The organism is Streptomyces sp. NPDC052079, assembly GCF_040680275.1.
Lineage (GTDB): Bacteria > Actinomycetota > Actinomycetes > Streptomycetales > Streptomycetaceae > Streptomyces.
Genome location: NZ_JBFAWL010000010.1, coordinates 42,532 through 64,152, shown reverse-complemented (window position 1 = coordinate 64,152; position 21,621 = coordinate 42,532). Strand labels below are relative to the sequence as shown.

Below are 21,621 nucleotides of genomic sequence, written 5' to 3'. Positions count from 1 at the left end.
CGCCCGGTCCCGGCGTCGAGCGTGATCACATCCGCTCCGGCGACGGGAACCGGGCCCGTTTCGGCCAGGCATCCCCCCGTGCATATGCCAGGAGACTGGCCGGAAACACGTGGTGACACTGTTTCAGCGGTGAACATACTCGACAGCGAGAGCGCTTCACACCGCGCGACGGCGCCCTCACGCACAGCACGCGAGCCCACGGGGGCGGGCAGCCGGCCCTTCCCGGCAGGCGCGCAACGCAGCGGGGGAGGGAACGTGCACGACGAATTCCTGTGCCATGTCACCGCGTACGGGGTCTGCGACGGCCGGCGCATCGGCGTACCCCTGGGCACCTACCGGGCGCCCACCCTCGCCCTGGCCCTGTGGTGGCTGCGCGACCGCGCCTCCTGGATCGCCGAGCGGCTCGACCCGCAGCCCGAAGCCGAGCACTTACCGCCGGGCGCGCTCGTCCCCGTCCCGGACGGCGTGCCCGACGTACCCGCCGTGCTGCGCGCCTGGTGCGGTGACGTCGACCGGCAGGAGGACGTCGCCGAGGCGCTCGCCGCCGGACGCTTGGTGCGGGTCGCCACCGGTGACGACACCACCGAGTACGAACTGCTGGCCGAATCCGTGGACGCCCTGCGGATGCAGCGCGCCGCCCGTGTGCTCGGCGTCCCGGTCGCGTGACCGGAACCGGCCCCTTGCCCGCGGCCGGGTCAGCGGCCCGCCCCGCCGCCCCGCCGGCGCACCGCACGTGCGCCCCACGCTCCCGCGAACCCGGCGGCCGTCCCCCACAGCAGGGCCAGCCCCAGGGCGCTCGGCAGCCGCGCCTTCAGCAGCACCTCCCCGGACAACCCCTCGGCGAGCTCGCCGATGCCCAGCACGGACAGACCGATCCGCGCGGAGATCCGGGCCATCAGACAGATCATCAGCACCGTCAGCGCCAGCGCCACCCCCATGTACACGGCGTGCCGCAGGACCCGGACATCGGCGGGGGACAGGGCCGCCGTCAGGAACGCGACGGCCAGCAGCAGCACCGCGTCCACCACCAGCAGCCACCACCATCTGTTCCCGTCGTGCTCCACCAGCGTGCCCAGGTTCAGTTCGGACACGTCCGGAGTGCGCAGCACCTCGTCCAGCACCTGCGGCATCGGCAGCCCGAAGGGCCCTTCCACCCTGCCCTCCCAGGTGGCGCCGAGCCCGACCGTCAGCGCGAGCCAGGCCACGTTGGGCAGCCCGAGCAGCACCACGGCGAACGTCTCGACCGGGTGGCCCCGGGTGGCGGCGACGACCAGCGCGACGACTAGGCAGATGACGACGGAGGCGAGCAGCAGCATCACCATCGCCTGCGCCGCGGGACGCGCCGCCGTCTGGAAACGCAGCAGCCCGGCGGGCAGCGGGGCCCCATGGGACACCAGCAGCGTCACCAGCAGCACCCCCGCCAGCCAGACCAGGCCGATCAGCATGGTCAGCGGCACGTCGGCGGCGAAGCCGGCCATCGGCCTGATGCCGAACAGCTCGCCCAGGTCCCCGAGCGGACCCTCCCCGAGGGAGATCTCGAAGGTGTGCCGCGCGGCGAGCCCCAGGCCGAGGAGCGCCGCCAGCCACAGCACGGCGATCCGCGCGGCCCAGACGGCCAGCTCGGGCGCCCCGGCGACCACCCGGTGACGCAATGGACGCCGGAAGCACCAGCCGAGGACCAGGGCCCCGGTGAGCGTGACGGACAGGGGGATGACCGTCAGTCCGCCCTCCGTTCCGGCCAGTTCGCCGGCATCGCCGGAGAGCCTCACCGTGCCGCCGACGGCCGTCACGAGCGTCGCCGCGACGACCTGGGGGAAGGCATCGCCGGGCAGGCCCGTCGCACCCGCCGCCCACAGCCCGGGGGCCGCCACGACCGCCATGGCGACCAGTGCGCCGAGGACCGCGGCCAGGGCCTGGGCCCAGCCGTGCCGGGCGACCGAGGGGCCGGAAGAGGTGCGTGCGCTCACGTGTGCACGCTAAGCAGCCCTCGCCGACGCCGCCTGCCGGGAGGTCCGTACGCGTCGTGCTACTCCCGGTGGTGCGCGGCGCCGGAGCGGACCACCAGGGCGTGGTCGCCAAGACCCAGCAGACGGTCGGGCGGCAGCTCGCCGCGCGTCGTCAGCACCGCCTCGATGCGTGCCGTCACCGGGTCGAACGCCGCGTCGAGCACCGTGCCGCGCTCCTCGCCGCACTCCGTGAGCACCCGGCTCCCCACCAGCTCGCGGTGGGGGGGCATCTCGTCCGGGCCCCGGGCCGGGCGCACCACCAGCATGTCGGGTCCTGCCGCGCGCAGGGCGTTCCACGCCACCATGGCCCCCTTGCGCAGCCGCCCCCGCGAGATCAGGACATGGGTGACCCGCCAGGGAGCCCCGTCCACGGTGAGCCCTCGCACCTCGCCCACACGGTCCGCGTCGCCGGGGGTCAGGACGGGCAGCCCCCGCGCCCGCGAGAACAGCATCACGAGGCCACTTCCCTCCCGAGGCCGTGGCCGGCTCCGACGCGGGCCACGAAGGCCGGCAGATCGTCGGTCACATACGTCCGCGCGCGTGCGGGGATCACCAGGGTCCGGCCGTCGAGGCTCACCGCCTCGCCCCGGGGCACGTACACCCGGTGCCGGCGGTGCCGGGAGCCGTGCACCAGCTCACGCTGCGCGGCGAGCCGGAACGCGACGAGCCGGCCACTGGTGCCGCCCTCGACCAGGACGTCGAGCACCGTGCCCACCGTCTCGCCGTCGTCGGTCATCACCTGCGCCCCGAGCAGCCGCCCGCGTGCGGCGTCGCGGCGTGCCGCCGACAGCGGCAGGTCGCACAGCGCCCCCGCGTCGCGGACCATGACCGCGTCCCGGCCCAGACAGTGCACCGCGGGCCAGGGCAGGTCCAGCGGCAGGGGCCCTGACAGCAGGGTCCGGCCGGTGAGGGTGAAACTCGCGATCCGCCCGGCCGACGTGTCGAAGACCGTGTCCTTCACATGGGCCACGGCGTCACCGCCCAGCGTCACCACGGGGAGCGTCGTCAGGGCCCGCACCGACGTCAGTCCGTTCATGGCACACCCTTCCAGCCGGCCCCGCGGCATCCGGGTTCCCCGCCCGCGGCACCGGACACCGATCAGGTGGGACTGCGCCGCCGGAGCCGGGGTACCAGGACTGGTGGAGATCGACCGGCCACCCGGCCTGGCAGAGAGAACACGCATGACCTATGACCTGGACGGGGCAGTGATACCGACCCCTTTCGACGTGCCCGTGGAACCGCTGCGGCGCGCGGCACACTTCACCGGCGAGCCGGGAAACATCGCCGAGGCGCGGGCCTTCGCCGCGGAGTTCCTCCAGCAGCTGAGGACCGAATGGTGCGCCGTCATCGACGCGCGGACCGACGGCGCGGTCCTGCTGGTGGTGAGCGAACTGGTCACCAACGCCGACCGGCACAGCCAGGGCCCGTACATCCTGGAGCTGGAGGGCACGGACACCTCGCTCACCGTGGCGGTCTACGACAGTGACGGCACCCTGCCCCGCGTCTTCCCCCGCGATCCGCAGCGGGTCGGACGGCACGGGCTGGAGATCGTCCGGGCGCTGGCCCGGGACGTCGGCGTGGAGCGGGTGCCGGTCGGCAAGTGCGTACGCGCGGTGCTGAGCCTCGTCCCGGGCTGAGGTTCTGTCCCGTTTTTCCGTCAGGCGCAGCCGAGTTCGCCCAGCATCCCCTCGCGCAGACCGGCGATGATCCGCTTGATCAGGCGGGACACATGCATCTGGGAGCAGCCGAGGCGCTCACCGATCTCCGCCTGCGTCGCCTCCTCCACGAACCGCAGGTGGATGATCTCCCGGTCGCGCTCGCTGAGCTCGGCCATGAGCGGTGCCAGCGCGTGGAAGTCCTCGACCAGCCGCAGGCCCTCCTCCTCGACCCCGATGAAGTCGGCGAGGACCGCCTCGCCGTTCTCCGGCCCGTCACCGGTGAGCGCGGCGTCCAGCGACGAGGAGTTGTACCCGTTCGCGGCGAGCTGCCCCTCGACGACCTGCTGCTCGGTGATGTTCATCAACGTCGCCAGCTCGGCGACCGTCGGCTCCCGGTCCAGCCGGCTGGCGAGCTCCTCGCGGGCCTTGGCGAGCTCCACCCGCAGTTCCTGCAGCCGGCGCGGCACATGCACGGCCCAGGTGGTGTCACGGAAGAAGCGCTTGATCTCACCGACGATGTACGGCAGCGCGAAGGAGGTGAACTCGACCTCGCGCGCCAGCTCGAACCGGTCGATCGCCTTGATCAGGCCGATCATGCCGGTCTGGACGATGTCGTCCATGTCGTCGCCCCGGCCGCGGAACCGCCCGGCCGCGAACCGCACAAGCGACATGTTCATCTCGATGAGGGTGTTGCGCGCGTACTGGTACTCGTGCGTCCCCTCCTCGAGTTCCGCCATGCGCCGGAAGAACTGGCGGGACAGTTCCCTGGCGTCGCGTGGTGCGACGGCGCGCGGGTCCACCACTTCCCACAGGTCTCCGCCGCCCGTCCCGGCCTCGGTGCGCCCGTCGGCTCCCTGTGCCTGCGACCGGATCACGGCGGTCTCCATTACCTCTCCCCACGAACGTCACGGATGCCCTGTGTCTGAGCCCCGCGAGTACCCAGGGCGCACGAACCTATGCCCACCGGTTTTCCGGGAGCCCGGAAACACGGTGCGCACGGGTCGTCACGCCTGAGTTCGAGGGTACGCCCACCTACTCCGCGGGGCAGCCCGGACGGCCTTCACTCAGGGCGGAATGCCGCTCCCTTCCCCTCCGGGCCACCATCCCTAGGCTGAGCAGGTGACCAATCAAGCGCCGAACCACGCCCGCGTCATACCCCTGCGATCCGATGCCGCCCCGACGGCCGCGCCGGCTCCGGCCCCCGCCCCGCGAGAGCCGCTGTGGCGCGACCTCGTCGGCGACGTGCTGCGCAGGGAACGGCTCGCCCAGGAACGGACGCTGAAGGACGTCGCCGACGCGGCCCGGATCTCCATGCCGTATCTGTCGGAGGTGGAGCGGGGCCGCAAGGAGGCCTCCTCGGAGGTCCTCGCGGCCGCCGCCCAGGCGCTCGGTCTCGGCCTCGGCGACCTGCTGCACCGGGCCCAGGGCGAGCTGGTCCGCGTCACCAGCCGGCGGACACCCACCGCCCGGGGCGTGTCCGGCTCCGCCCACAGCGGACTCTGCCTGGCCGCCTGACCGCGCCCGTCACACCGCCCGGCGCCTCAGACAGGCGCCAGGCGCCGGGCCAGCACCTCGTCGGCCAGACCGTAGGCCACGGCCTCGGCGGCGGTGAACACCTTGTCGCGGTCCATGTCCGCGCGCAGTGTCGCCACGTCGTGGTGCGTGTGCCGGGCCAGCACCTCCTCCACTTGGGAGCGGATCCGCACCATCTCCTTGGCCTGGAGCGACAGGTCGGACGCCGTTCCGCGCGCCCCGCCCGAGGCCGGCTGCCCGAGCAGCACACGCGCGTGTTCCAGCACGAACCGCCGCCCCGGGTCCCCGCCCGCCAGCAGCACGGCCGCTGTGGATGCCGCCTGCCCGACGCAGAACGTCGAGATCGGCGCCTGGACGAACGTCATGGTGTCGTAGATCGCCATCAGCGAAGTGAACGAGCCGCCGGGGGAGTTGATGTAGACCGCGATCTCGCTCTCCGGGGCCGCCGACTCCAGGTGGAGCAGCTGGGCGATGACCACGTTGGCGACGCCGTCGTCGATCTCCGTCCCCAGGAAGATGATCCGCTCGGACAGCAGCCGGCTGAACACGTCGTACGACCGCTCGCCCTGCGGTGTGCGCTCGACGACGTTCGGAATCGTGTACGTCCCCATCACTGCAGCCCCATCCTGCGCCGTGTCGCCGCCGGGCGGACGTCGTCCAGCGACTCCACCACCCGGTCGACCATCCCGTACTCCCGCGCCTGCTCGGCCGTGAACCAGCGGTCCCGGTCTCCGTCCCGGGAGATCGTCTCCGGGGTCTGTCCGGTGTGCTCGGCGGTGATCCGCTCGATGGTGCGCTTGGTGAACTCCAGGTTCTCCGCCTGGATCTCGATGTCGGCCGTGGTTCCGCCGATGCCGCCCGACGGCTGGTGCATCATGACGCGCGCGTTCGGCAGGGCGTAGCGCTTGCCCGGCGTGCCCACGCAGAGCAGGAACTGGCCCATGCTGGCCGCGAAGCCCATCACCAGCGTGGAGACGTCGTTGGGGATCAGCCGCATCGTGTCGTAGATCGCCAGTCCGGCGTGTACCGAACCGCCGGGGCTGTTGATGCACAGGCTGATGTCGGTGCGGGGATCCTCGGCGGACAGGATCAGCAGCTGTGCGCAGACCCGGTTCGCGGAGACCTCGTCGACCTGCGTGCCCAGCAGCACGATCCGCTGCGCGAGCAGTTGGGCGGCGAGATGGTCGTCGAACCGGGTCGGCGGGGTGTCGCCCTCCTCGGCCCGGGGCAGCGTGGCCGGCCATGAGCCGGCGGTGAGTGGAGACATCGGCGCTCCTGGGATCGCTCGTCGGAACGCGGCCCGTGCGTGTCACCCACTGTCGGGGGGACGGGCGGGCCAGCGGGGAAATCTCTGCCCGCGGCAGATTCGCCACGGGCAGAGCGCCCGTCCGGCTCCCGGTGCGCCGGGCACCGATGAGTTCCGGCTCGCGCGGGAGTCGACACCCATGACCGCGATCCATCCCCGGGAGGTACTCATGAGGACCGACGGATTCACCACGTGTCTCTGGTACGACGGCCAGGCGGAGGAGGCCGCGAACTTCTACGTCTCGGTCTTCAAGAACTCGAGCCTCGGTGACATCGTCCACAACACCGGTGCCGCGCCCGGCGAGGAGGGCTCCGTGCTCACCGTCGAGTTCACGGCCAACGGCCAGAGGTTCGTCGCGCTGAACGGCGGACCCGAGTTCACGTTCAACGAGGCGATCTCCTTCCAGCTCGACTGCGAGGACCAGGCGGAGATCGACCACTACTGGGAGAAGCTGGTCGAGGGCGGCGGCGAGCACGGCCCGTGCGGCTGGCTCAAGGACCGGTTCGGCGTGTCATGGCAGGTCAACCCGGTGCGGCTGACCGAGATGATCAGCGACCCGGACCGCGAGAAGGCCGACCGTGCCTTGAAGGCCATGATGACCATGAGCAAGCTCGACATCGCCGCCCTGGAGAAGGCGTACGCGGGCGAATGAGACGGGGGCGGGCCCGGTACACCGGTCCCGCCGCTACCCGCGGTCGGCCGGCGTGCGTTCGCGGCGAGGGCCCAGGGGGAACGGATTCGCACCGTCCGCTCACCCGCCCCGGACGTGATCGCCGAGCGCCTGGGTGATCTCCCGTGCGATGCGCACGATGCCGGGGGAGGGGACCGGGCACACCCGGGGCATGCACGTCGTGAGCCCAGACAGAAAGTGCAGGGGGTCGTCGTCCCGGTGCAGGGCCGTCCGGTTCCGGGTCGGTGCAGTGGTCGGGGTGGCTGCGCTCGTAGGCGTCGAACGGCAGGTACCGCGCCCACGTGTACCGCGCCCCCGCCGGGCTCACCGTCCTCCCCGCGTCGGCCATCGCCGGAGCCCGGCCCGCCGCTCGTAGAGCGCGTTCACCCGGCGCACCCAGTCGGTGTGACCGGGTTCGGGCCCTGCAGCACCCAGACGATCCGCGGCCCCCGCTCCCGCCCGCCGTACGGCTCTGCTCGGTCGGACGCCGCGCGGTGCGGAGGCGGTGGGCCGCTGGTGTGTGGTGGTAGACGGCTGCGGCGGGGCGGCCGGTGGCGGCCCGGTCACCGGTCCCGACGACGGATCGGTGCACGCGTCGAGCCGGCGCGGGTGCGAGCATCACGGACCGATCCACGGCTTGCGCATACGAAAGGCTCCCCGCGCGGTGGCGAAACGGCCCCCAGGCAAGCACAGCCGGGCCGCCGGGGAAGACGCACTCCCCGCCGGGCGGCCGCTCGCCGCGCGGGCCGGAGCGGGGGTGGCTAGCGTGAGGAAGCGGACCGACCATGCCGTCCGGAGGGCCGCAGCCATGGCCGTACAACCCGAAGGGGCCCCCTGCTGGGCCGACGCGATGTTCGACGACATCGAGGGAGCGAAGAGCTTCTACGGTGACGTGCTGGGCTGGACCTACGGCGAGACCTCGTCGGAGTTCGGCAACTACACGCTGGCGTACGCCAACGGCAAGGCGGTCGCCGCCGTCGTACCGCCCATGCCCGGGCAGGAGGGAACCTCGCAGTGGTGCCTTTACTTCGCGACCCGGGACGCCGCCGCGACCGCCGCCCGGATCCGCGACAACGGCGGTGAGGTGCTCATGGAGCCGATGCAGGTCGGCGACTTCGGCACCATGTGCCTCGCCCGCGACCCCGGCGGGGTGGTGTTCGGCCTCTGGCAGGCGGGTACCCACGAGGGCTTCGAGGCGATGGCCGAGCCCGGCGCGTACTGCTGGGCCGAGGTCTTCACCCGTGAGCCGGAGAAGTCCGACGCCTTCTTCCCCGCCGTCTTCTCCTACCGCTCCAAGAAGTTCATCGAGGAGGAGATGGACTTCCGGATCTACGACCTCGGCGACCGCAGCGTACTCGGCCGGATGAGGATGACGGACGACTTCCCGCCCGAGATGCCGCCCTACATCAACGTCTACTTCACCGTCACGGACTGCGACGAGGCCGTGGCCAAGGCGACCGAGCGCGGCGGTGTGCTGCGGTTCGGCCCGATGGACACGCCGTTCGGACGGTTCGCGGCGATCAGCGACCCCCAGGGCGCGAACTTCTCGGTGATCGACATCACGACCACCAAGGGCGAGATGCCGAAGATGACCGAGGTGGACTGAGCGGGCGGGGCTCCCCGGCCCGGTCTGGCATGATCGGGCCCATGTGTGAATGTGTGGTGGCCGCGTGCGACGGGGCTTCGAAGGGAAATCCCGGGCCCGCCGGCTGGGCCTGGGTGGTGGCCGATGCGTCCGAGACACCGGTCCGCTGGGAGGCGGGCGCGCTCGGCACGGCCACCAACAACGTCGCCGAACTCACCGCGCTGGAGCGGCTGCTGGCGGCCACCGACCCCGCCGTGCCGCTCGAGGTGCGGATGGACTCGCAGTACGCCATGAAGGCCGTCACCACCTGGCTGCCGGGCTGGAAGCGCAACGGCTGGCGCACGGCGGCCGGAAAGCCGGTCGCCAACCAGGAACTCGTCGTGCGCATCGACGGCCTGCTGCAGAACCGCTCCGTGGAGTTCCGTTACGTCCCCGCCCACCAGGTCGACGGCGACCGGCTCAACGACTTCGCCGACCGCGCCGCAAGTCAGGCGGCCACCGCCCAGGAGGACGCCGGCAGCGCGCTGGGTTCCCCCGAGCCGCCGGCGGCACCGGACCGTCCGGCGGGCGGCGCCGCCAAGCGCGGCTCCCGCGCGGCCGGGCCGCCCCGGCAGCGGGGCGGCGGCGCGTCGTCCCGCACCATCAAGGCGAAGTTCCCCGGCCGCTGCCCCTGCGGACGGTCCTACGGGGCCGGCGAGCCCATCGCCAAGAACGACAAGGGCTGGGGCCATCCCGAGTGCCGGACCGTCACGAGCGCCTGAAGAGATCGCTCAGACGTCGAACGTGTAGTGCGGGGTGTGGTCCAGCAGATCCGCGGGGGACGTGTCGTGCCACGGGCGCATGGTCTCGTGGAGATCGACGACGCCGGGCGTCCGGGCGGCCGGAAGATAGCCGGAGCCGGGGTGGCGGCGCTGCCACTCGGCCCACAGCTTGTCGACGTAGGCGTGGTGCAGCCAGAACACCGGGTCGTTGGGGGAGGCCCCGGTGGCCATGTGCCCGCCGACCCACACATGGACCCGGTTGTGCAGGTTGACCCCGCGCCGGCCCTCCAGGTGGTTGCGGAAACCGTCCGAGGCGCTGTTCCAGGGCGGCATGTCGTACGTGGACATCGACAGCACCGACTCGACCTCCGCCGGCGTCGGCAGGGTGCGTCCGCCGGCGCCGAGCGCGCGCCTGAGATAGGTGCGGCCGTCCACCCCCACGGTGATCGGCCAGTTCCCGGTGGAGGCGGCGAACGGCCCGTCCGTCACCTGGCCGTCACGGCTGCGCCCGCTGCCGCCGAGGAAGTCCGGCGCCCACAGCGGGCAGCGCGCCCAGGCACGGGCGGCGTCGCTGCTCCAGTCCCAGTAGGGCAGGGCCACCGAGGCGTCCACCGACTGCAGGGCCCGCTCGAACTCCAGGAGGAATCCGCGGTGCCAGGGCAGGAAGGACGGTGAGCGGTGGGCCGTCCGCTCACCGTGATCGGTGTCGGACATGATGAAGGCGTTGTGGGTGGTGACGAACTCGTCGTAACGGCCGCTGCGCTTGAGTTCCAGCAGTGCGGCGACGAAACGGCGCTTCTCCGAGGCGGTCAGGCTCGCTTGGTTCTTGCGGACGGTCATGTGCGGGGTGCTACGAGGGTGCTTGTTGGGGGATCAGTTGGCGGGCGGGGGAAGCAGCGGGGCGCCCTGCAGTTCGTCCACCGCGGCACGGGCGGCCGCGCGCGGGGAGGGGACCGGGTCGTAGTGGCTGACGACGCTGATCCAGCTGCCGTCGGCGTTCCGCATCACATGCAGCTCCACGGCGTCCACGAACACGGCATATCCGGGCTCGTGGTGGTGGTGACTGCCGGCCGCGGACGAGGTGCCCCGTATCAGGCGGCCCCGTTAGACCTCGTCGAAGTCCGCGGGGGAGTCTTGGCGGCGCCCGGCGCCCCCGGCGGCCCGTGCGGACGGAGCGAGGGCCGATGGCACACCGGCGGCTGTGGCGAGGCTGGCCGCCGTGGTGAGCGCGCGGCGACGGCTGAGTTCCGGCATACGGATCTCCTCGGGTCGTTTCGAGGTCAGGACCCCGCATCCCTATCGCCGGTGCCGGTAACGGGAGAAATGCCGCCGAGGCGGTTGGCTGCGATCCGGGCAATTGCTGCCATGTCGTACCGACTTGAACGAAGATGATCTTGTTGCGGAGTGCCGGTCCGTGGTGATGGAAGGGGAAATTCCGCTCCCTGTGGCGCGCCCCCCGGATGATCTTCCATGGATGCTGTCCGACCTGTGGCCCGCGTCACCCCGCGAGATTGGCGCGATCCCACGGATGACCTGCGCGGATCGTCACCGGACCGGTGCCCGAGCCGCCCGCCGTGACGGATGACAGACTGGCGTCATGGACGAGCGCACATTCGACAGGTCGGGTCAGCACGCCTCCGTGGTCGGTCTCGGCACATGGCAACTCGGGGCGGACTGGGGCGACGTCGACGACAAGGAGGCACTGGCGGTCCTCGAGGCCGCCGCCGAGTCGGGAGTCACCTTCTTCGACACCGCCGACGTCTACGGCGACGGACGCAGCGAGCAGACCATCGCGTCGTTCCTGAGCGGACGGCCCGATCTGCATGTGCTGGTCGCCACCAAGATGGGCCGCCGGCTCGATCAGATCCCCGAGAACTACGTCCTGGACAACTTCCGCGCGTGGAACGACCGTTCACGGCGCAACCTGGGCGTCGACCGCATCGACCTGGTGCAGCTGCACTGCCCGCCGACCCCCGTCTATTCCAGGGATGAGGTCTTCGACGCCCTCGACACCCTGGTGGCGGAGGAGCGCATCGCCGCCTACGGCGTCAGCGTGGAGACCTGCGCGGAGGCCCTGACGGCCATCGCGCGGCCGAACGTGGCGAGCGTGCAGATCATCCTCAACCCGTTCCGCATGAAGCCGCTGCGCGAGGTGCTCCCGGCCGCCCGGGAGGCGGGCGTCGGCATCATCGCCCGGGTTCCGCTCGCCTCCGGACTGCTGTCCGGCAAGTACACCCGGGACACCGTCTTCGCCGAGAACGACCACCGCACCTTCAACCGGCACGGTGAGGCCTTCGACCAGGGCGAAACCTTCTCCGGCATCGAGTACGGGACCGGTGTCGAGGCCGCCGCCGAGTTCGCCGCGCTCGCCCCCGAGGGATACACCCCGGCCCAGCTGGCCCTGCGCTGGATCGTCCAGCAGCCCGGTGTCACCACCGTCATCCCCGGCGCCCGCTCGCCCGAGCAGGCCCGCGCCAACGCGGCGGCCGCCCGGCTGCCGGAGCTCTCCGACGCGACGCTGAGCGCGATCGGCGACCTCTACGACCGGCGGATCAAGGACCAGGTGGAGAACCGCTGGTAGCAGCGGCGGTCACGGCTCCAGGAGCAGTTGCCTCTCCTGCTCCTGGTCCCCGGAGGAGGCGCCCTCGTCGCGGGTGGTGAAGGACCGCCTCAGGGTGTCGTGCGCCCGCCGCACCGCGTCCGGGGTGCCCTGCAGGGTCACGGACACCGGTGCGGACAGCGCCCCCGCGTCCGTCTGCCCGGCGGCCCCCTGTCCCTCCCCGGCGAACGTCGCCACATGGACCGTCGCCCGCTCGTCGGAGGGACGCTGGTCCGGCGCCCCGAAGGCGCCCTCCAGCGCCCGGACGACCGCCCGGGCGTCGTCGACGCCGCCGCCGCTGAGCGTCACGGTGAGCTGGGTGTCCGTCATGCGTCCCACGACCTCCCGGCCTCGGTGTCATCGCCGTCCGTGTAACCGTGGCCCGGGCCGGCAAACCGGCGACCGGCCCGGGGAGCACCGCGGCTTTCGGGGAAACCGGGAAGGGGACACCCACCGAGGCCGCGAGTACAGGGAGGCACTGTGTCGGACACGGAGCGGGGCGGGAGCAGGCGCCGGGGGCGCAACGAGACCGAGGAGGAGCGGGCGGACCGGATGTGGACGGAACTCATCCAGGAGGTCCGCGTCGCCCAGATGGGCGTACAGATCCTGTTCGGCTTCCTGCTGACGGTCGTGTTCACGCCGACGTACGACGACCTGTCCGACAGCGACAGGACGATCTACATCGTGACGGTGGTGCTGGGCGCCTGTGCGACCGGAGCGCTCATCGGTCCGGTCTCGCTGCACCGGCTCGTCTCCGGCCGGCTCATCAAACCGCAGGCGGTGCAGTGGGCGTCGCGGCTCACCCTGCTCGGCCTGCTGCTGCTGCTCGCCACCACCAGCGCCTCGCTGCTGCTCATCCTGCGCGTGGCCACCCACAACGGCTACGTCCCGTACATCGTGTCCGGAGTCGTCTGCTGGTATCTGCTGTGCTGGTTCGGCCTGCCGATGTGGACCCGGTACCGCCACACGGCACGGTGACGAAGGGCGCGCGGGCTCCCCGCACGCCCGAGGGGGTCAGCTCCCGGCGAGGACGTCCGCGAGGAAGTCGTCCACGTGCACCTCCTCGCGCCCCGGCGGGACCGCCCGGCGGGTCTCCCGCAGGAACTCGCCGACGGCCTCGGCCCAGGCGAACACCACCGCGTGGTGCCGGCCGCCATCGGCGTGCGCCTCGCCGAGGAACTCCATCCGCAGCTCCCTGCCGACCCCCCGGGACTCCGGGCGCAGCCGCACGTCCCCGATCCCGACCGGGCGGGTCAGACCGGCGGTGACCATCTCCCGGTCCAGCTGCCAGCGGGCTAGGATCCGGCCGTCGTGACTGAAGACGACGGTGACGGCGAACGGGTCGGACGGGTCGTAACTGAGGTGGGCGAGCACGGGGAAGCGGTCCGTGACCCCCGCCTGGAGCTCCACCACCAGGGTCTTGTGCACGAACGAAGTCACGAGAGGGCCTTTCGGGAAGTACCGGCGTAGGGCCCTCTAGTACCCCGCATCCGCGCGAGATGCTCAGCTCAACGGGTGAAACACCGTCATCCGGTCCCGCGGGCGTCAGCCGAGCGCGTCCCGCAGGGCCGGCAACAGCGTCTTCTCCGACCAGTCCAGGAACCCCAGCTGGGCATCGCCGCCGACCTGCACCAGGGCGATCTCGGTGAAGCCGGCCTCGGCGTAGGGGCGGACGGCCTCCACGAAGTCCGCCGGGTCGTTCCCGCACGCAATGGCCCCGGCAATGTCGTCCGGGCGGACGAACTGGGTCGCCTGGGTGAACGAATCCGGGTGCGGCAGCTCGGAATTGACCTTCCAGCCGCTGTTGAACCAGCGGAACTCTTCGTGGGCGCGTGCCACGGCCGCGTCCCGGTCGGGGTCGTAACACACCGGCAGCTGTCCCACCCGCGGCTTGCCCTGCCCGCCGTGCCGGTCGAAATCGTCGAGCAGCTTCGCCTCCGGCTCCGTGGCGATCACCAGGTCGGCGAACCGGCCCGCCAGCGCGCAGGACCGTTTGCCGGACACCGCCACGCCGATCGGCACGGGATCGTCCGGCATGTCCCACAGCCGGGCGGACTCGACGTCGAAGTGGTTGCCCCGATGGTTCACATGCCCGCCCCCGAACAGCGCCCGGATGATCTCCAGCGCCTCCTCGAGCATCTCGTGCCGCACATCCACGGACGGCCAGCCCGCGCCCACCACGTGCTCATTGAGGTTCTCCCCGGAACCGAGCCCGAGCCGGAACCGGCCCTCGGAGAGCAACTGCATCGTCGCCGCCTTCTGCGCCACCACCGCCGGGTGGTAGCGGAACGTCGGGCACGTCACGTACGTCATCAGCGGGATGCGCGAGGTGGCCTGCGCGGCGGCGCCCAGCACGCTCCAGGCGTACGGCGAGTGCCCCTGCGAGTCCAGCCAGGGGAAGTAGTGGTCGGAGGTCACCGAGAAGTCGAACCCCACCTCCTCCGCCCGCACCACATGCTGGACCAGCTCACGGGGCCCGGCCTGTTCGGTCATCATCGTGTATCCGATTTGCACCATATCGCCCGGGTCCCCCGGCCCGGGAGGGACAAAACGGTGGATCACCCGGAGGCTTCCCGGGCAGGATGCCCCTCATGACAGCTCACCCGCTCCCCACCGCGGACCCCGCCGCCCAGGGCGTCGACGCGTCCGGCGTGCACGCCTTCCTCGACGCCCTCGAAGCCGACCCGGACATCGAGCCGCACAGCCTGATGATCCTGCGCCACGGTCACCTCGTGGCCGCCGGCTGGTGGTCGCCGTACACCGCGCGGCGCCCGCATCTGCTGTACTCGCTCAGCAAGAGCTTCACGGCGACCGCCGCCGCCCTCGCCGAGGCCGAGGGGCTGATCGACTTCGACGCCCCGGTGCTGTCGTACTTCCCGGAGTTCGAGGCCGACATCACCGACCCGCGCAGCCGGGCGATGCTGGTCCGGCATGTGGCGTCCATGGCCAGCGGCCACGAGGACGAGACCGTCGACGCGACGTACGGCACCGACCCCCACGAACCCGTGCGTGGCTTCCTGCTCCAGCCGCCGCAGCGCGACCCGGGCACCGTCTTCGCGTACAACCAGCCCTGCACCTACACCCTCGGCGCGATCGTGCAGCGGGTCACCGGGCAGACGCTCACCGCATACCTGCGGCCCCGGCTGTTCGACCCGCTGGGCATCGGCGAGACGCTGTGGCAGCGGGACCGGACCGGCCGCGAGATCGGCTTCAGCGGACTGCACGCCGCCACCGACGCCGTGGCGCGGCTCGGCCAGCTGTATCTGGACGACGGGGTGTGGCGCGGCGAACGGCTGCTGCCCGAGGGGTGGGTCGCCCGCGCCTCGCACCCGCACATACCCACCGCCGGAGCCACGCTGGTGGGGGACCGGCAGGACTCGATCCGCGGCTACGGGTACCAGTTCTGGATGTCCCGGCACGGGTTCCGGGGCGACGGGGCCTACGGGCAGTTCTGCATCGTCCTGCCCGAGCACGACGCGGTGATCGCCGCGACGAGCGGGACCGAGCGGATGCAGGAGTACCTCGACCTGGTCTGGCAGCACCTCCTGCCCGCCTTCCGTCCCGGACCGCTGACCGGCCGCGACGACGCGGACACCGCCCTGCGCGAGCGCCTCGACGCGCTCGCCCTCCCCCCGGCCGACGGAGGCCCGGTCCCGCCGCAGTGGGCCGGGGACCGGCCGGACGCCGTGTTCACCCCGGAGGGCGGCGCCTGTGCCGACCTGCCCAAGCTGACCGAGGCCAGGATCACGGCGGACGCCGGCGGCTGGACGCTGCGCCTCACGGAGGACGGCGAGCCGTTCGACGTGCGGTACGAGGGACCGGGCTGGACCGTCACCGAGCAGCCCGTCCCGGTCGCCGTGAGCGGCGGCACGACCGACGCGGACACCTTCACCGCGGATTTGGCGTTCCTGGAGACGCCGCACCGTCTGCGGGTGCTGTGCTCCCTCCCCGACGGAACCTTCCGGGCCCGCTGGCTCACCCGGCCGCTGGGCGACTGGCCCCTGCGCCGACTGCGTGCCCCACGCGGCTCAGTCCGCGCCCGGGCGGAACGTCCGCAGGAAGGTTTGTAGCGCCTCCCGGCTCGCGGGTTCCTCCCAGTCGGCGGCGGGCGTCGTCCAGCGCAGCGAGAAGCCACGCCCGCCGCCCAGCAGGAAACCGCGGCCGAAGGTGCGCAGCCGGGTGCCGTCGTCGTCGGCGTACCACTCCATGTCGGCCGCCTCACGGCCCTGGTAGGTCCGCGCCTTGATGGCGCCGATCCGTTCATAGCCGCCGGACCGCTCCAGCGGCGGCTCCACGTCGTCCCGCCACACGGCCACGGCGTCCGATCCCACGCGCGTGCTGTAGGTGACGGCGAGCGTGCGCGGATCGTCCTCGGCGCCGAAGGTCACGCGGTAGGCCAGGTCACCGGCACGCGAGGTGTCCAGCCGCTTCCAGCCCTCGGGCAGCGCCACGGAGAAGCCCTCGGGGGCGCTGTAGGTCCGGTAGCCGGGCGGGAGGCCGCCCGTGCCCGACGGGGACGGTGCGGTCGACGGCGGGGCCGGGTCCGCCCCACCGGGGTCGCTCCCGCCGTCCGGTGCGGCGGAACCCGTCGGCGCGGACGCCGAGGCCGGCGGCGCGTCGGCCGCGGAGTCCTCGCCGGAGCCGGTGCCCGGCAGCCCCTGGGTCGCGGCGAGCACGGCGACCGCGACGGTGGCCACGGCCAGGGTGGTGCCCAGCACCATGGTTCTCCGGCTCAACTCGCTGCCCGCACGGCGCAGTTGCGCGGTGTACGCACCGCGCAGCCACGGGCCCGGCATCGGCGCCTCCACGGCCACGGGATCCTCGCGGAGCACGCGGGTGAGCGCCTCCCGGACCACCTCGCGGGTCAGCCGCTCCCGTGCGTCCCTGCGCAGCAGTCCCTGGACCACCCGGGTGAGCGGCCCGGAGCGCACCGGGGCGCGCAGCGGCAGCCGGTCCACGGCCTTCAGCGTGGCCTCGGGCCGTCCGCGGTCCCGGATGGGCGGCCGGCCCTCGAGCATCGTGTAGAGGATCGCCCCCAGGGCCCACAGGTCCGCCGCCGGACCGATCCGCTGGTCACGGGCCTGCTCCGGAGAGGCGTACGACGGTGCCGTGAGCCGGGGCGCCGAAGTGTTCCCCGCCAGGCCGTACCCGGTGACGACGACCGGGCCGCCCTCGCGCAGGAACACCTGACCGGGACTGAGCTCACCGTGCATGATGTCCTCGGCGTGCGCGGCGTCCAGGACGTCGAGCACCTCCAGCGCGATGCGCGCGGCCCGCACATAGTTGAACGTGCCCTGCTCGGCGAGCACTTGGTTCAAGGGAGTGCCGTCGATCCAGGCGGTGACGGTCCACAGACAGCCGTCCTCCTCGACGGTGTCGACGACCGTGGCGATGCGGCCGGGGCACAGCCGGTCCACGCTCTCCGTGGCCCGCAGGACGCGCGACGGGATGCGGCGGGCGGCCTCCCCGGCGTCCTGCGGCAGCTCGGTCCGGGTGACCAGGCACGGGCGGCCCGTCTGGAGGTCCTCGGCGTACCAGCTGACGCGGTTGGTCTCACGATGACTGATCTCGACCAGCCGGTACCGGCCGGCCACCGGTTGGTCTGTGGAGACGTGCGCCCTGCCCATGGCCATCCCTCGTCGAACCGCTGTATCCCGCTGTCCCCAGTGGTACGGGGGAGGGGGCCGGATGCGTTCAAAGTTCAAAGAAGGGATCAGCGGAGCTCGAAGTGTTCCGTCCAGGCGATCATGTCGCCGGTCGTGGCGTTGTCGCCGCACACCACAAGACCGAGCCGCGCTCCCTCGCCGACCCGCTCGAGCACCCGCCGCGCGGCGGGCAGCAGACAGCCGGCCGCCGGCTCCGCCCACAGCTTGGCGTGGTCCGCGAGATCCAGGGAGCCCTGCACCGCCTCCCGGTCCGGCACCACAAGAACCTCTGTGACCAGCTCCGACACATGCTCGTACGTCAGCTGCGACACCGCCGGGGCGCTCAGCGTGGAGACGATCGACCTCAGCTCCACCGGCACCGGGCCGCCGGCCGCCAGCGCCTCGGACATCGCCTGCGCCCCCTCGGTCTCCACGCCCCAGACCCGCACCCCGGGCCGCAGCGCCCGCAGTGCGGCCGCGACTCCGGAGATCAGTCCGCCGCCCCCGATGCTCACCAGTACGTCCGTCAGGTCCCCGGCGTCCGCGGCGAACTCCAGGCCCACGGTGCCCTGCCCGGCGATCACCACCGGGTCGTCGAAGGGATGGACCAGCGTCAGCCCCTCCTGCTGGAGCGGCTTCATGAGCGCGAACGCGCTGTCCATGTCGTCGGTCAGCCGCACCGAGGCGCCCGCCGACTCCGCGAGCTCCACCGCCCGGACGGGTGCGGAACGCGGCATCACCACCGTGGCCTTCACATCCAGTGCGGCGGCCATCTCCGCGAGGGCGATCCCGTGGTTGCCGCCGCTCACCGCCACGACCCCGGCGGCCCGCTCGGCCTCGCTCAGCGACAGCAGCTTCGCCGCCGCACCCCGCACCTTGAACGAACCGGTGCGCTGCAGCAGCTCCAGCTTCGCCGTGACCGGGACACCCAGCAGGGCCGAAAGCCCGGGGCTCGGCACGGTCGGGGTCCGCACCACATGCCCGGCGATCCGCTCGGCCGCGGTCTCGATCCCGGCGATCCCGATCACGACTGCCACCTCTCCGGCACGGGGGCGGGTGGTCCGCGCCGTGATCCACCCTGACCCGCGCGGCGGACGGGGTCAACCATGCTCAGTGCTGCTGGACCCTGTGCGGTGTCGCCTCGCTGGGCCGGACGACGACATGGCCCTGCCCCCGCAGCATCAGCTGCACGGCCTCGCCCGACCCGCCGCGCAGCATCGAGCCCAGCGACTGCGAACGGTGCAGCGAGGTGTCCAGGCCCGCGGTCCAGCCGACGATCGCGTCCGTGTCCACGTACACCGGGTACTCGGGTGACACCGGGATGACCAGCGGATTCCCGTCGCACACCAGCCCCAGCCGGCCGTGCCCGGTGAAGACGCTGTTGAACAGGCCGCCCCCGGTGATCCCTGCGCCCTTCACGGTCGCGATGCGGTACGACAGCGAGGCGTCGAAGCACAGGACGTTGCGCCCGTTGACGGTGAACTCGTCGCCCGGGTCGATCTCCACGACGAAGCAGTTCTGCGCCTCGTGGGCGAACCAGGCCTCGCCCCGTCCGCTCACCGCCATCAGCGGCAGTCCCTCGCCGGTCACAGCGCGCTTGAGTATGCCGCCCACGCCCTGGCCCCTGCGCTCGAACCGGAGGCTGCCGCGGTAGGCGACCATCGCGCCCTGACGGGCGAGCATCTCGCCGTCGACCGTGTAGCGGAGGCACTTGGGGTTGTCGACCGTCATGCCCGCGGCCGTGGCCGGCTGCACCATGTGCTGACTGGAAAACAGGTCACCCTTCATGAAGGCATCCTCGCCCGGACGCTCCCCCTCCGCCAGGATCACGGCAGCCGACACGACAGCCGACACGGCGGGCGCCGCGGGTCAGGCTCCGAAGAGCTGCGTCCAGTACGTGCCCGACCGGCCCCCGCCCGCGAAACCGACGCCGATGTGGGTGAACTCGGCCTTGAGGATGTTGGCGCGGTGAACGGGGCTGTTCATCCACCCCCGCACCACCTCGGCGGCCGAGCGCTGGCCGCAGGCTATGTTCTCGCCGATCGTGCGCCGCGCGGAGCCCGCGGCCGCCGCCCGGTCCCAGGGCCGGCTGCCGTCCGGTGCGGTGTGGGAGTAGAAGTCGCGGGCCGCCATGTCGGCGCAGTGCGCCTGCGCGGCCGCGGCCAGCAGCGCATCACGGGACAGCGGCGGCAGCCCGGCCCGGGCACGCTCCCGGTTGGTGAGGTCGACGACCTCGGCCGCGGTCCGCTCCAGGCCCTCAGGGGTGAGCGGACTGGCCCACAGTGCCGTCCAGTACGTCTCGCCGGAGCCGGCACCGCGGGCGGACGCCACCGCGGCGTGTACGAAGGCCGGGTCGCACACGGTCCGCCGGGCCGCCTCGTGACGCAGACAGTGGTCGAGGAACAGGGCGACGGTGGGAGGGCCCGACACCAAGTGCTCGCCGACGGTGAGATACGGGTATCCGGCGGCCACGACACGCCGGTGGACGGAGACACCGTCGACGCCCTCGACACCCAGGCGTCCGCCCCGGGCCATCACGGCGGCGTGGTCCCGCGCCGCCTCCTCCAGCCGCGCGTCATGGGCGACCGCAGCCGAACCGACCGCGGTCCGGGCCGAGTTCACCAGCTCCAGGAAGCCGTCCCCGGCGGACGGCGGGGCCTGGGGGCGGGGCGGTGCGGCGGGGCCCGTCCGGGTGGAGACGGCCCCGTCGTCCTCCTCCACGTCGACTCCGAAGTCCCGGGCGAGACCGGCCAGTCCGTCGGCGTACCCCTGCCCCAGGGCGCGCAGCTTCCAGCGGTCGCCGCGCCGGTAGATCTCCGCGAGCAGCAGAACGGTCTCCTGCCGGGGGCGCGGTGGCGAGAACCGGGCGAGCGGACGTCCGCCGCCGGCGACCTCCAGCACGGGTACGGGCAGCCCGCTGAGCGGGACGCCGGGCTCAGCGGGGCTGACGGCCACCGTGACCCGCGTGGCGCCGGGCCGCAGCGCCGCCGGGTCCACGGTGAGCGTGTCACCGCTCAGCCGGGCTCCTGGGGCGGCCGGCTGGTTGTAGAACACGAAGTCGCCGTCGCCGCGCACCTTCCCGCCGTCGTCCGTGATCAGCGCGGACACGTCGAAGGGCCCGGGCACCCGGACGGAGACGGCGCCGCCCGGGAGGAGCAGATTGCCGCCGGGAACCAACTCGCTCATAGCGCCGCCCTGATGGAGTCGTCGTGGCACACGGACCGGTGGGGGGTGTCCGGACAACGACGGGCCGGCGGCGCGGGTTCCCGGGCGGACGGTCAGCGGCGCAGTGTCTCGGCTCAGTCCGGGGGCCCCGGTCCGCCGGGCCCGGCGCCGGCTGGGCGGTCGGGCGGCTCACGGGCGGGGCGAGGTCGGGACCGGACTCGTACAGCTCGGTGGGCGGCACGGCGGTTCCCGGGCCGACCACCGGGCTCGCCCTGCCCGTCGTAGGTGCGTGCGCGCCCGTCCGTTCAGAGACGGCAGGGGTTCACGCGCGGCGCGAGGACAGCACGCAGAACTCGTTGCCTTCGATGTCCGTGAGGACCACCCACGGCTGCTCGCCCTGCCCGATGTCCGCATGGCGGGCGCCGAGGGCCAGCAGCCGGGCGACCTCCGCCTCCTGGTCGTCGGGCCGGAAGTCCAGGTGCAGCCGGTTCTTGCCCGCCTTGCCCTCCGGTACCGGTTCGAAGATCAGCCCCGGCAGCCGGTCCGGCGCCGGCCGGATCTCGAACTCGTCGGGTGCGTCGTTCACCACCACCCAGCCCAGCGCCTTGCTCCACCAGCGTCCCAGGGTCACCGGGTCGGCCGCGTCCATCACTACCTGCTCCCACATCAGACTCATGAGGGCAGCGTAGGGAA

General features: G+C 72.5%; 24 protein-coding genes and 1 pseudogene. 9 read left to right on the top strand and 16 right to left on the bottom strand.

Annotated elements, in window-relative coordinates; translation table 11 throughout:
* The first annotated feature begins 255 nt into the window (after positions 1–255).
* Positions 256–666: a hypothetical protein gene (locus tag AB0L56_RS17440; protein WP_361032549.1), complete on the top strand. Its 411-nt coding sequence runs from the start codon at positions 256–258 to the stop codon at positions 664–666.
* A 29-nt stretch (positions 667–695) separates the two neighbouring features.
* Here AB0L56_RS17440 and AB0L56_RS17435 read toward each other — a convergent pair whose 3' ends face one another.
* Genes AB0L56_RS17435 through AB0L56_RS17425 form a run of 3 tightly spaced genes read right to left on the bottom strand, consistent with a single transcriptional unit; the run spans position 696 to position 3,042 of the window.
* The gene (locus AB0L56_RS17435; RefSeq protein ID WP_361032552.1) at positions 696–1,967 is read right to left on the bottom strand and encodes a streptophobe family protein; all 1,272 of its coding nucleotides are present in this window, start codon (positions 1,965–1,967) and stop codon (positions 696–698) included.
* Positions 1,968–2,026: 59 nt separating this feature from the next.
* On the bottom strand, positions 2,027–2,458 hold the full coding sequence (locus AB0L56_RS17430; RefSeq protein ID WP_365424395.1) for a PRC-barrel domain containing protein: 432 nt from the start codon (positions 2,456–2,458) through the stop codon (positions 2,027–2,029).
* Complete coding sequence (locus tag AB0L56_RS17425) at positions 2,458–3,042, bottom strand: PRC-barrel domain-containing protein (protein ID WP_365424248.1); 585 nt, start codon at positions 3,040–3,042, stop codon at positions 2,458–2,460. Before AB0L56_RS17425 ends, AB0L56_RS17430 begins: the two co-directional genes overlap by 1 nt.
* Before the next feature lie 145 nt (positions 3,043–3,187).
* Between AB0L56_RS17425 and AB0L56_RS17420 the strand changes: the two genes are divergently transcribed.
* Positions 3,188–3,643: an ATP-binding protein gene (locus AB0L56_RS17420; protein ID WP_361032558.1), complete on the top strand. Its 456-nt coding sequence runs from the start codon at positions 3,188–3,190 to the stop codon at positions 3,641–3,643.
* 20 nt (positions 3,644–3,663) lie between these two features.
* Here the strand turns inward: AB0L56_RS17420 and AB0L56_RS17415 are convergent, their stop codons facing one another.
* Positions 3,664–4,551 (bottom strand): RNA polymerase sigma factor SigF, encoded by an 888-nt coding sequence (locus AB0L56_RS17415; protein WP_365424245.1) that lies wholly within the window; start codon positions 4,549–4,551, stop codon positions 3,664–3,666.
* A gap of 232 nt (positions 4,552–4,783) precedes the next feature.
* Between AB0L56_RS17415 and AB0L56_RS17410 the strand changes: the two genes are divergently transcribed.
* Positions 4,784–5,179 (top strand): helix-turn-helix transcriptional regulator, encoded by a 396-nt coding sequence (locus AB0L56_RS17410; protein WP_361032564.1) that lies wholly within the window; start codon positions 4,784–4,786, stop codon positions 5,177–5,179.
* 26 nt (positions 5,180–5,205) lie between these two features.
* On the opposite strand, the gene AB0L56_RS17405 is transcribed toward AB0L56_RS17410, so the two are convergent.
* Positions 5,206–5,808, bottom strand: a complete 603-nt coding sequence (locus AB0L56_RS17405) for an ATP-dependent Clp protease proteolytic subunit (RefSeq protein WP_190163336.1) — start codon at positions 5,806–5,808, stop codon at positions 5,206–5,208.
* Positions 5,808–6,464, bottom strand: a complete 657-nt coding sequence (locus tag AB0L56_RS17400) for an ATP-dependent Clp protease proteolytic subunit (RefSeq protein ID WP_361032568.1) — start codon at positions 6,462–6,464, stop codon at positions 5,808–5,810. Before AB0L56_RS17400 ends, AB0L56_RS17405 begins: the two co-directional genes overlap by 1 nt.
* A gap of 208 nt (positions 6,465–6,672) precedes the next feature.
* Between AB0L56_RS17400 and AB0L56_RS17395 the strand changes: the two genes are divergently transcribed.
* From AB0L56_RS17395 to AB0L56_RS17385, 3 genes are all read left to right on the top strand, one after another.
* Positions 6,673–7,155 carry a VOC family protein gene (locus AB0L56_RS17395; protein ID WP_361032571.1) on the top strand — a complete coding sequence of 161 codons (483 nt, stop codon included), beginning with the start codon at positions 6,673–6,675 and terminating at the stop codon, positions 7,153–7,155.
* Positions 7,156–7,981: 826 nt separating this feature from the next.
* Complete coding sequence (locus AB0L56_RS17390) at positions 7,982–8,779, top strand: VOC family protein (RefSeq protein ID WP_365424242.1); 798 nt, start codon at positions 7,982–7,984, stop codon at positions 8,777–8,779.
* Positions 8,780–8,820: 41 nt separating this feature from the next.
* On the top strand, positions 8,821–9,519 hold the full coding sequence (locus AB0L56_RS17385; RefSeq protein WP_365424240.1) for a ribonuclease H: 699 nt from the start codon (positions 8,821–8,823) through the stop codon (positions 9,517–9,519).
* Positions 9,520–9,528: 9 nt separating this feature from the next.
* Here AB0L56_RS17385 and AB0L56_RS17380 read toward each other — a convergent pair whose 3' ends face one another.
* Positions 9,529–10,359: a tyrosinase family protein gene (locus AB0L56_RS17380; protein ID WP_365424238.1), complete on the bottom strand. Its 831-nt coding sequence runs from the start codon at positions 10,357–10,359 to the stop codon at positions 9,529–9,531.
* A gap of 33 nt (positions 10,360–10,392) precedes the next feature.
* A pseudogene (locus tag AB0L56_RS17375) lies at positions 10,393–10,773 on the bottom strand (tyrosinase cofactor).
* Between the two features lie 343 nt (positions 10,774–11,116).
* Between AB0L56_RS17375 and AB0L56_RS17370 the strand changes: the two are divergent.
* Complete coding sequence (locus AB0L56_RS17370; protein ID WP_365424236.1) at positions 11,117–12,100, top strand: aldo/keto reductase; 984 nt, start codon at positions 11,117–11,119, stop codon at positions 12,098–12,100.
* A 9-nt stretch (positions 12,101–12,109) separates the two neighbouring features.
* Here the strand turns inward: AB0L56_RS17370 and AB0L56_RS17365 are convergent, their stop codons facing one another.
* Positions 12,110–12,448 carry a hypothetical protein gene (locus AB0L56_RS17365; RefSeq protein WP_361032589.1) on the bottom strand — a complete coding sequence of 113 codons (339 nt, stop codon included), beginning with the start codon at positions 12,446–12,448 and terminating at the stop codon, positions 12,110–12,112.
* A gap of 150 nt (positions 12,449–12,598) precedes the next feature.
* Between AB0L56_RS17365 and AB0L56_RS17360 the strand changes: the two genes are divergently transcribed.
* Entirely contained in the window at positions 12,599–13,096 is a 498-nt protein-coding gene (locus AB0L56_RS17360) for a DUF6328 family protein (protein ID WP_361032592.1), read from the top strand.
* Positions 13,097–13,132: 36 nt separating this feature from the next.
* Here AB0L56_RS17360 and AB0L56_RS17355 read toward each other — a convergent pair whose 3' ends face one another.
* A complete protein-coding gene (locus AB0L56_RS17355; protein WP_361032595.1) occupies positions 13,133–13,558 on the bottom strand; it encodes an SsgA family sporulation/cell division regulator in 426 nt (141 codons plus the stop codon).
* A gap of 105 nt (positions 13,559–13,663) precedes the next feature.
* Positions 13,664–14,635 carry an LLM class F420-dependent oxidoreductase gene (locus tag AB0L56_RS17350; RefSeq protein ID WP_365424233.1) on the bottom strand — a complete coding sequence of 324 codons (972 nt, stop codon included), beginning with the start codon at positions 14,633–14,635 and terminating at the stop codon, positions 13,664–13,666.
* Positions 14,636–14,709: 74 nt separating this feature from the next.
* On the opposite strand from AB0L56_RS17350, the gene AB0L56_RS17345 reads away from it, so the two are divergent.
* Positions 14,710–16,188 (top strand): serine hydrolase, encoded by a 1,479-nt coding sequence (locus AB0L56_RS17345; RefSeq protein WP_365424231.1) that lies wholly within the window; start codon positions 14,710–14,712, stop codon positions 16,186–16,188.
* Here the strand turns inward: AB0L56_RS17345 and AB0L56_RS17340 are convergent.
* The 5 genes from AB0L56_RS17340 to AB0L56_RS17320 form a co-directional block, all read right to left on the bottom strand.
* Entirely contained in the window at positions 16,147–17,745 is a 1,599-nt protein-coding gene (locus AB0L56_RS17340; RefSeq protein WP_365424229.1) for a serine/threonine-protein kinase, read from the bottom strand. The genes AB0L56_RS17345 and AB0L56_RS17340 overlap by 42 nt on opposite strands.
* Before the next feature lie 86 nt (positions 17,746–17,831).
* Positions 17,832–18,791: a threonine/serine dehydratase gene (locus AB0L56_RS17335; protein ID WP_365424227.1), complete on the bottom strand. Its 960-nt coding sequence runs from the start codon at positions 18,789–18,791 to the stop codon at positions 17,832–17,834.
* Between the two features lie 82 nt (positions 18,792–18,873).
* Positions 18,874–19,551: an AIM24 family protein gene (locus AB0L56_RS17330; RefSeq protein ID WP_365424225.1), complete on the bottom strand. Its 678-nt coding sequence runs from the start codon at positions 19,549–19,551 to the stop codon at positions 18,874–18,876.
* Positions 19,552–19,632: 81 nt separating this feature from the next.
* The gene (locus AB0L56_RS17325) at positions 19,633–20,949 is read right to left on the bottom strand and encodes a CAP domain-containing protein (protein WP_365424223.1); all 1,317 of its coding nucleotides are present in this window, start codon (positions 20,947–20,949) and stop codon (positions 19,633–19,635) included.
* Between the two features lie 301 nt (positions 20,950–21,250).
* The gene (locus AB0L56_RS17320; protein WP_365424221.1) at positions 21,251–21,604 is read right to left on the bottom strand and encodes a VOC family protein; all 354 of its coding nucleotides are present in this window, start codon (positions 21,602–21,604) and stop codon (positions 21,251–21,253) included.
* Positions 21,605–21,621 lie beyond the last annotated feature (17 nt).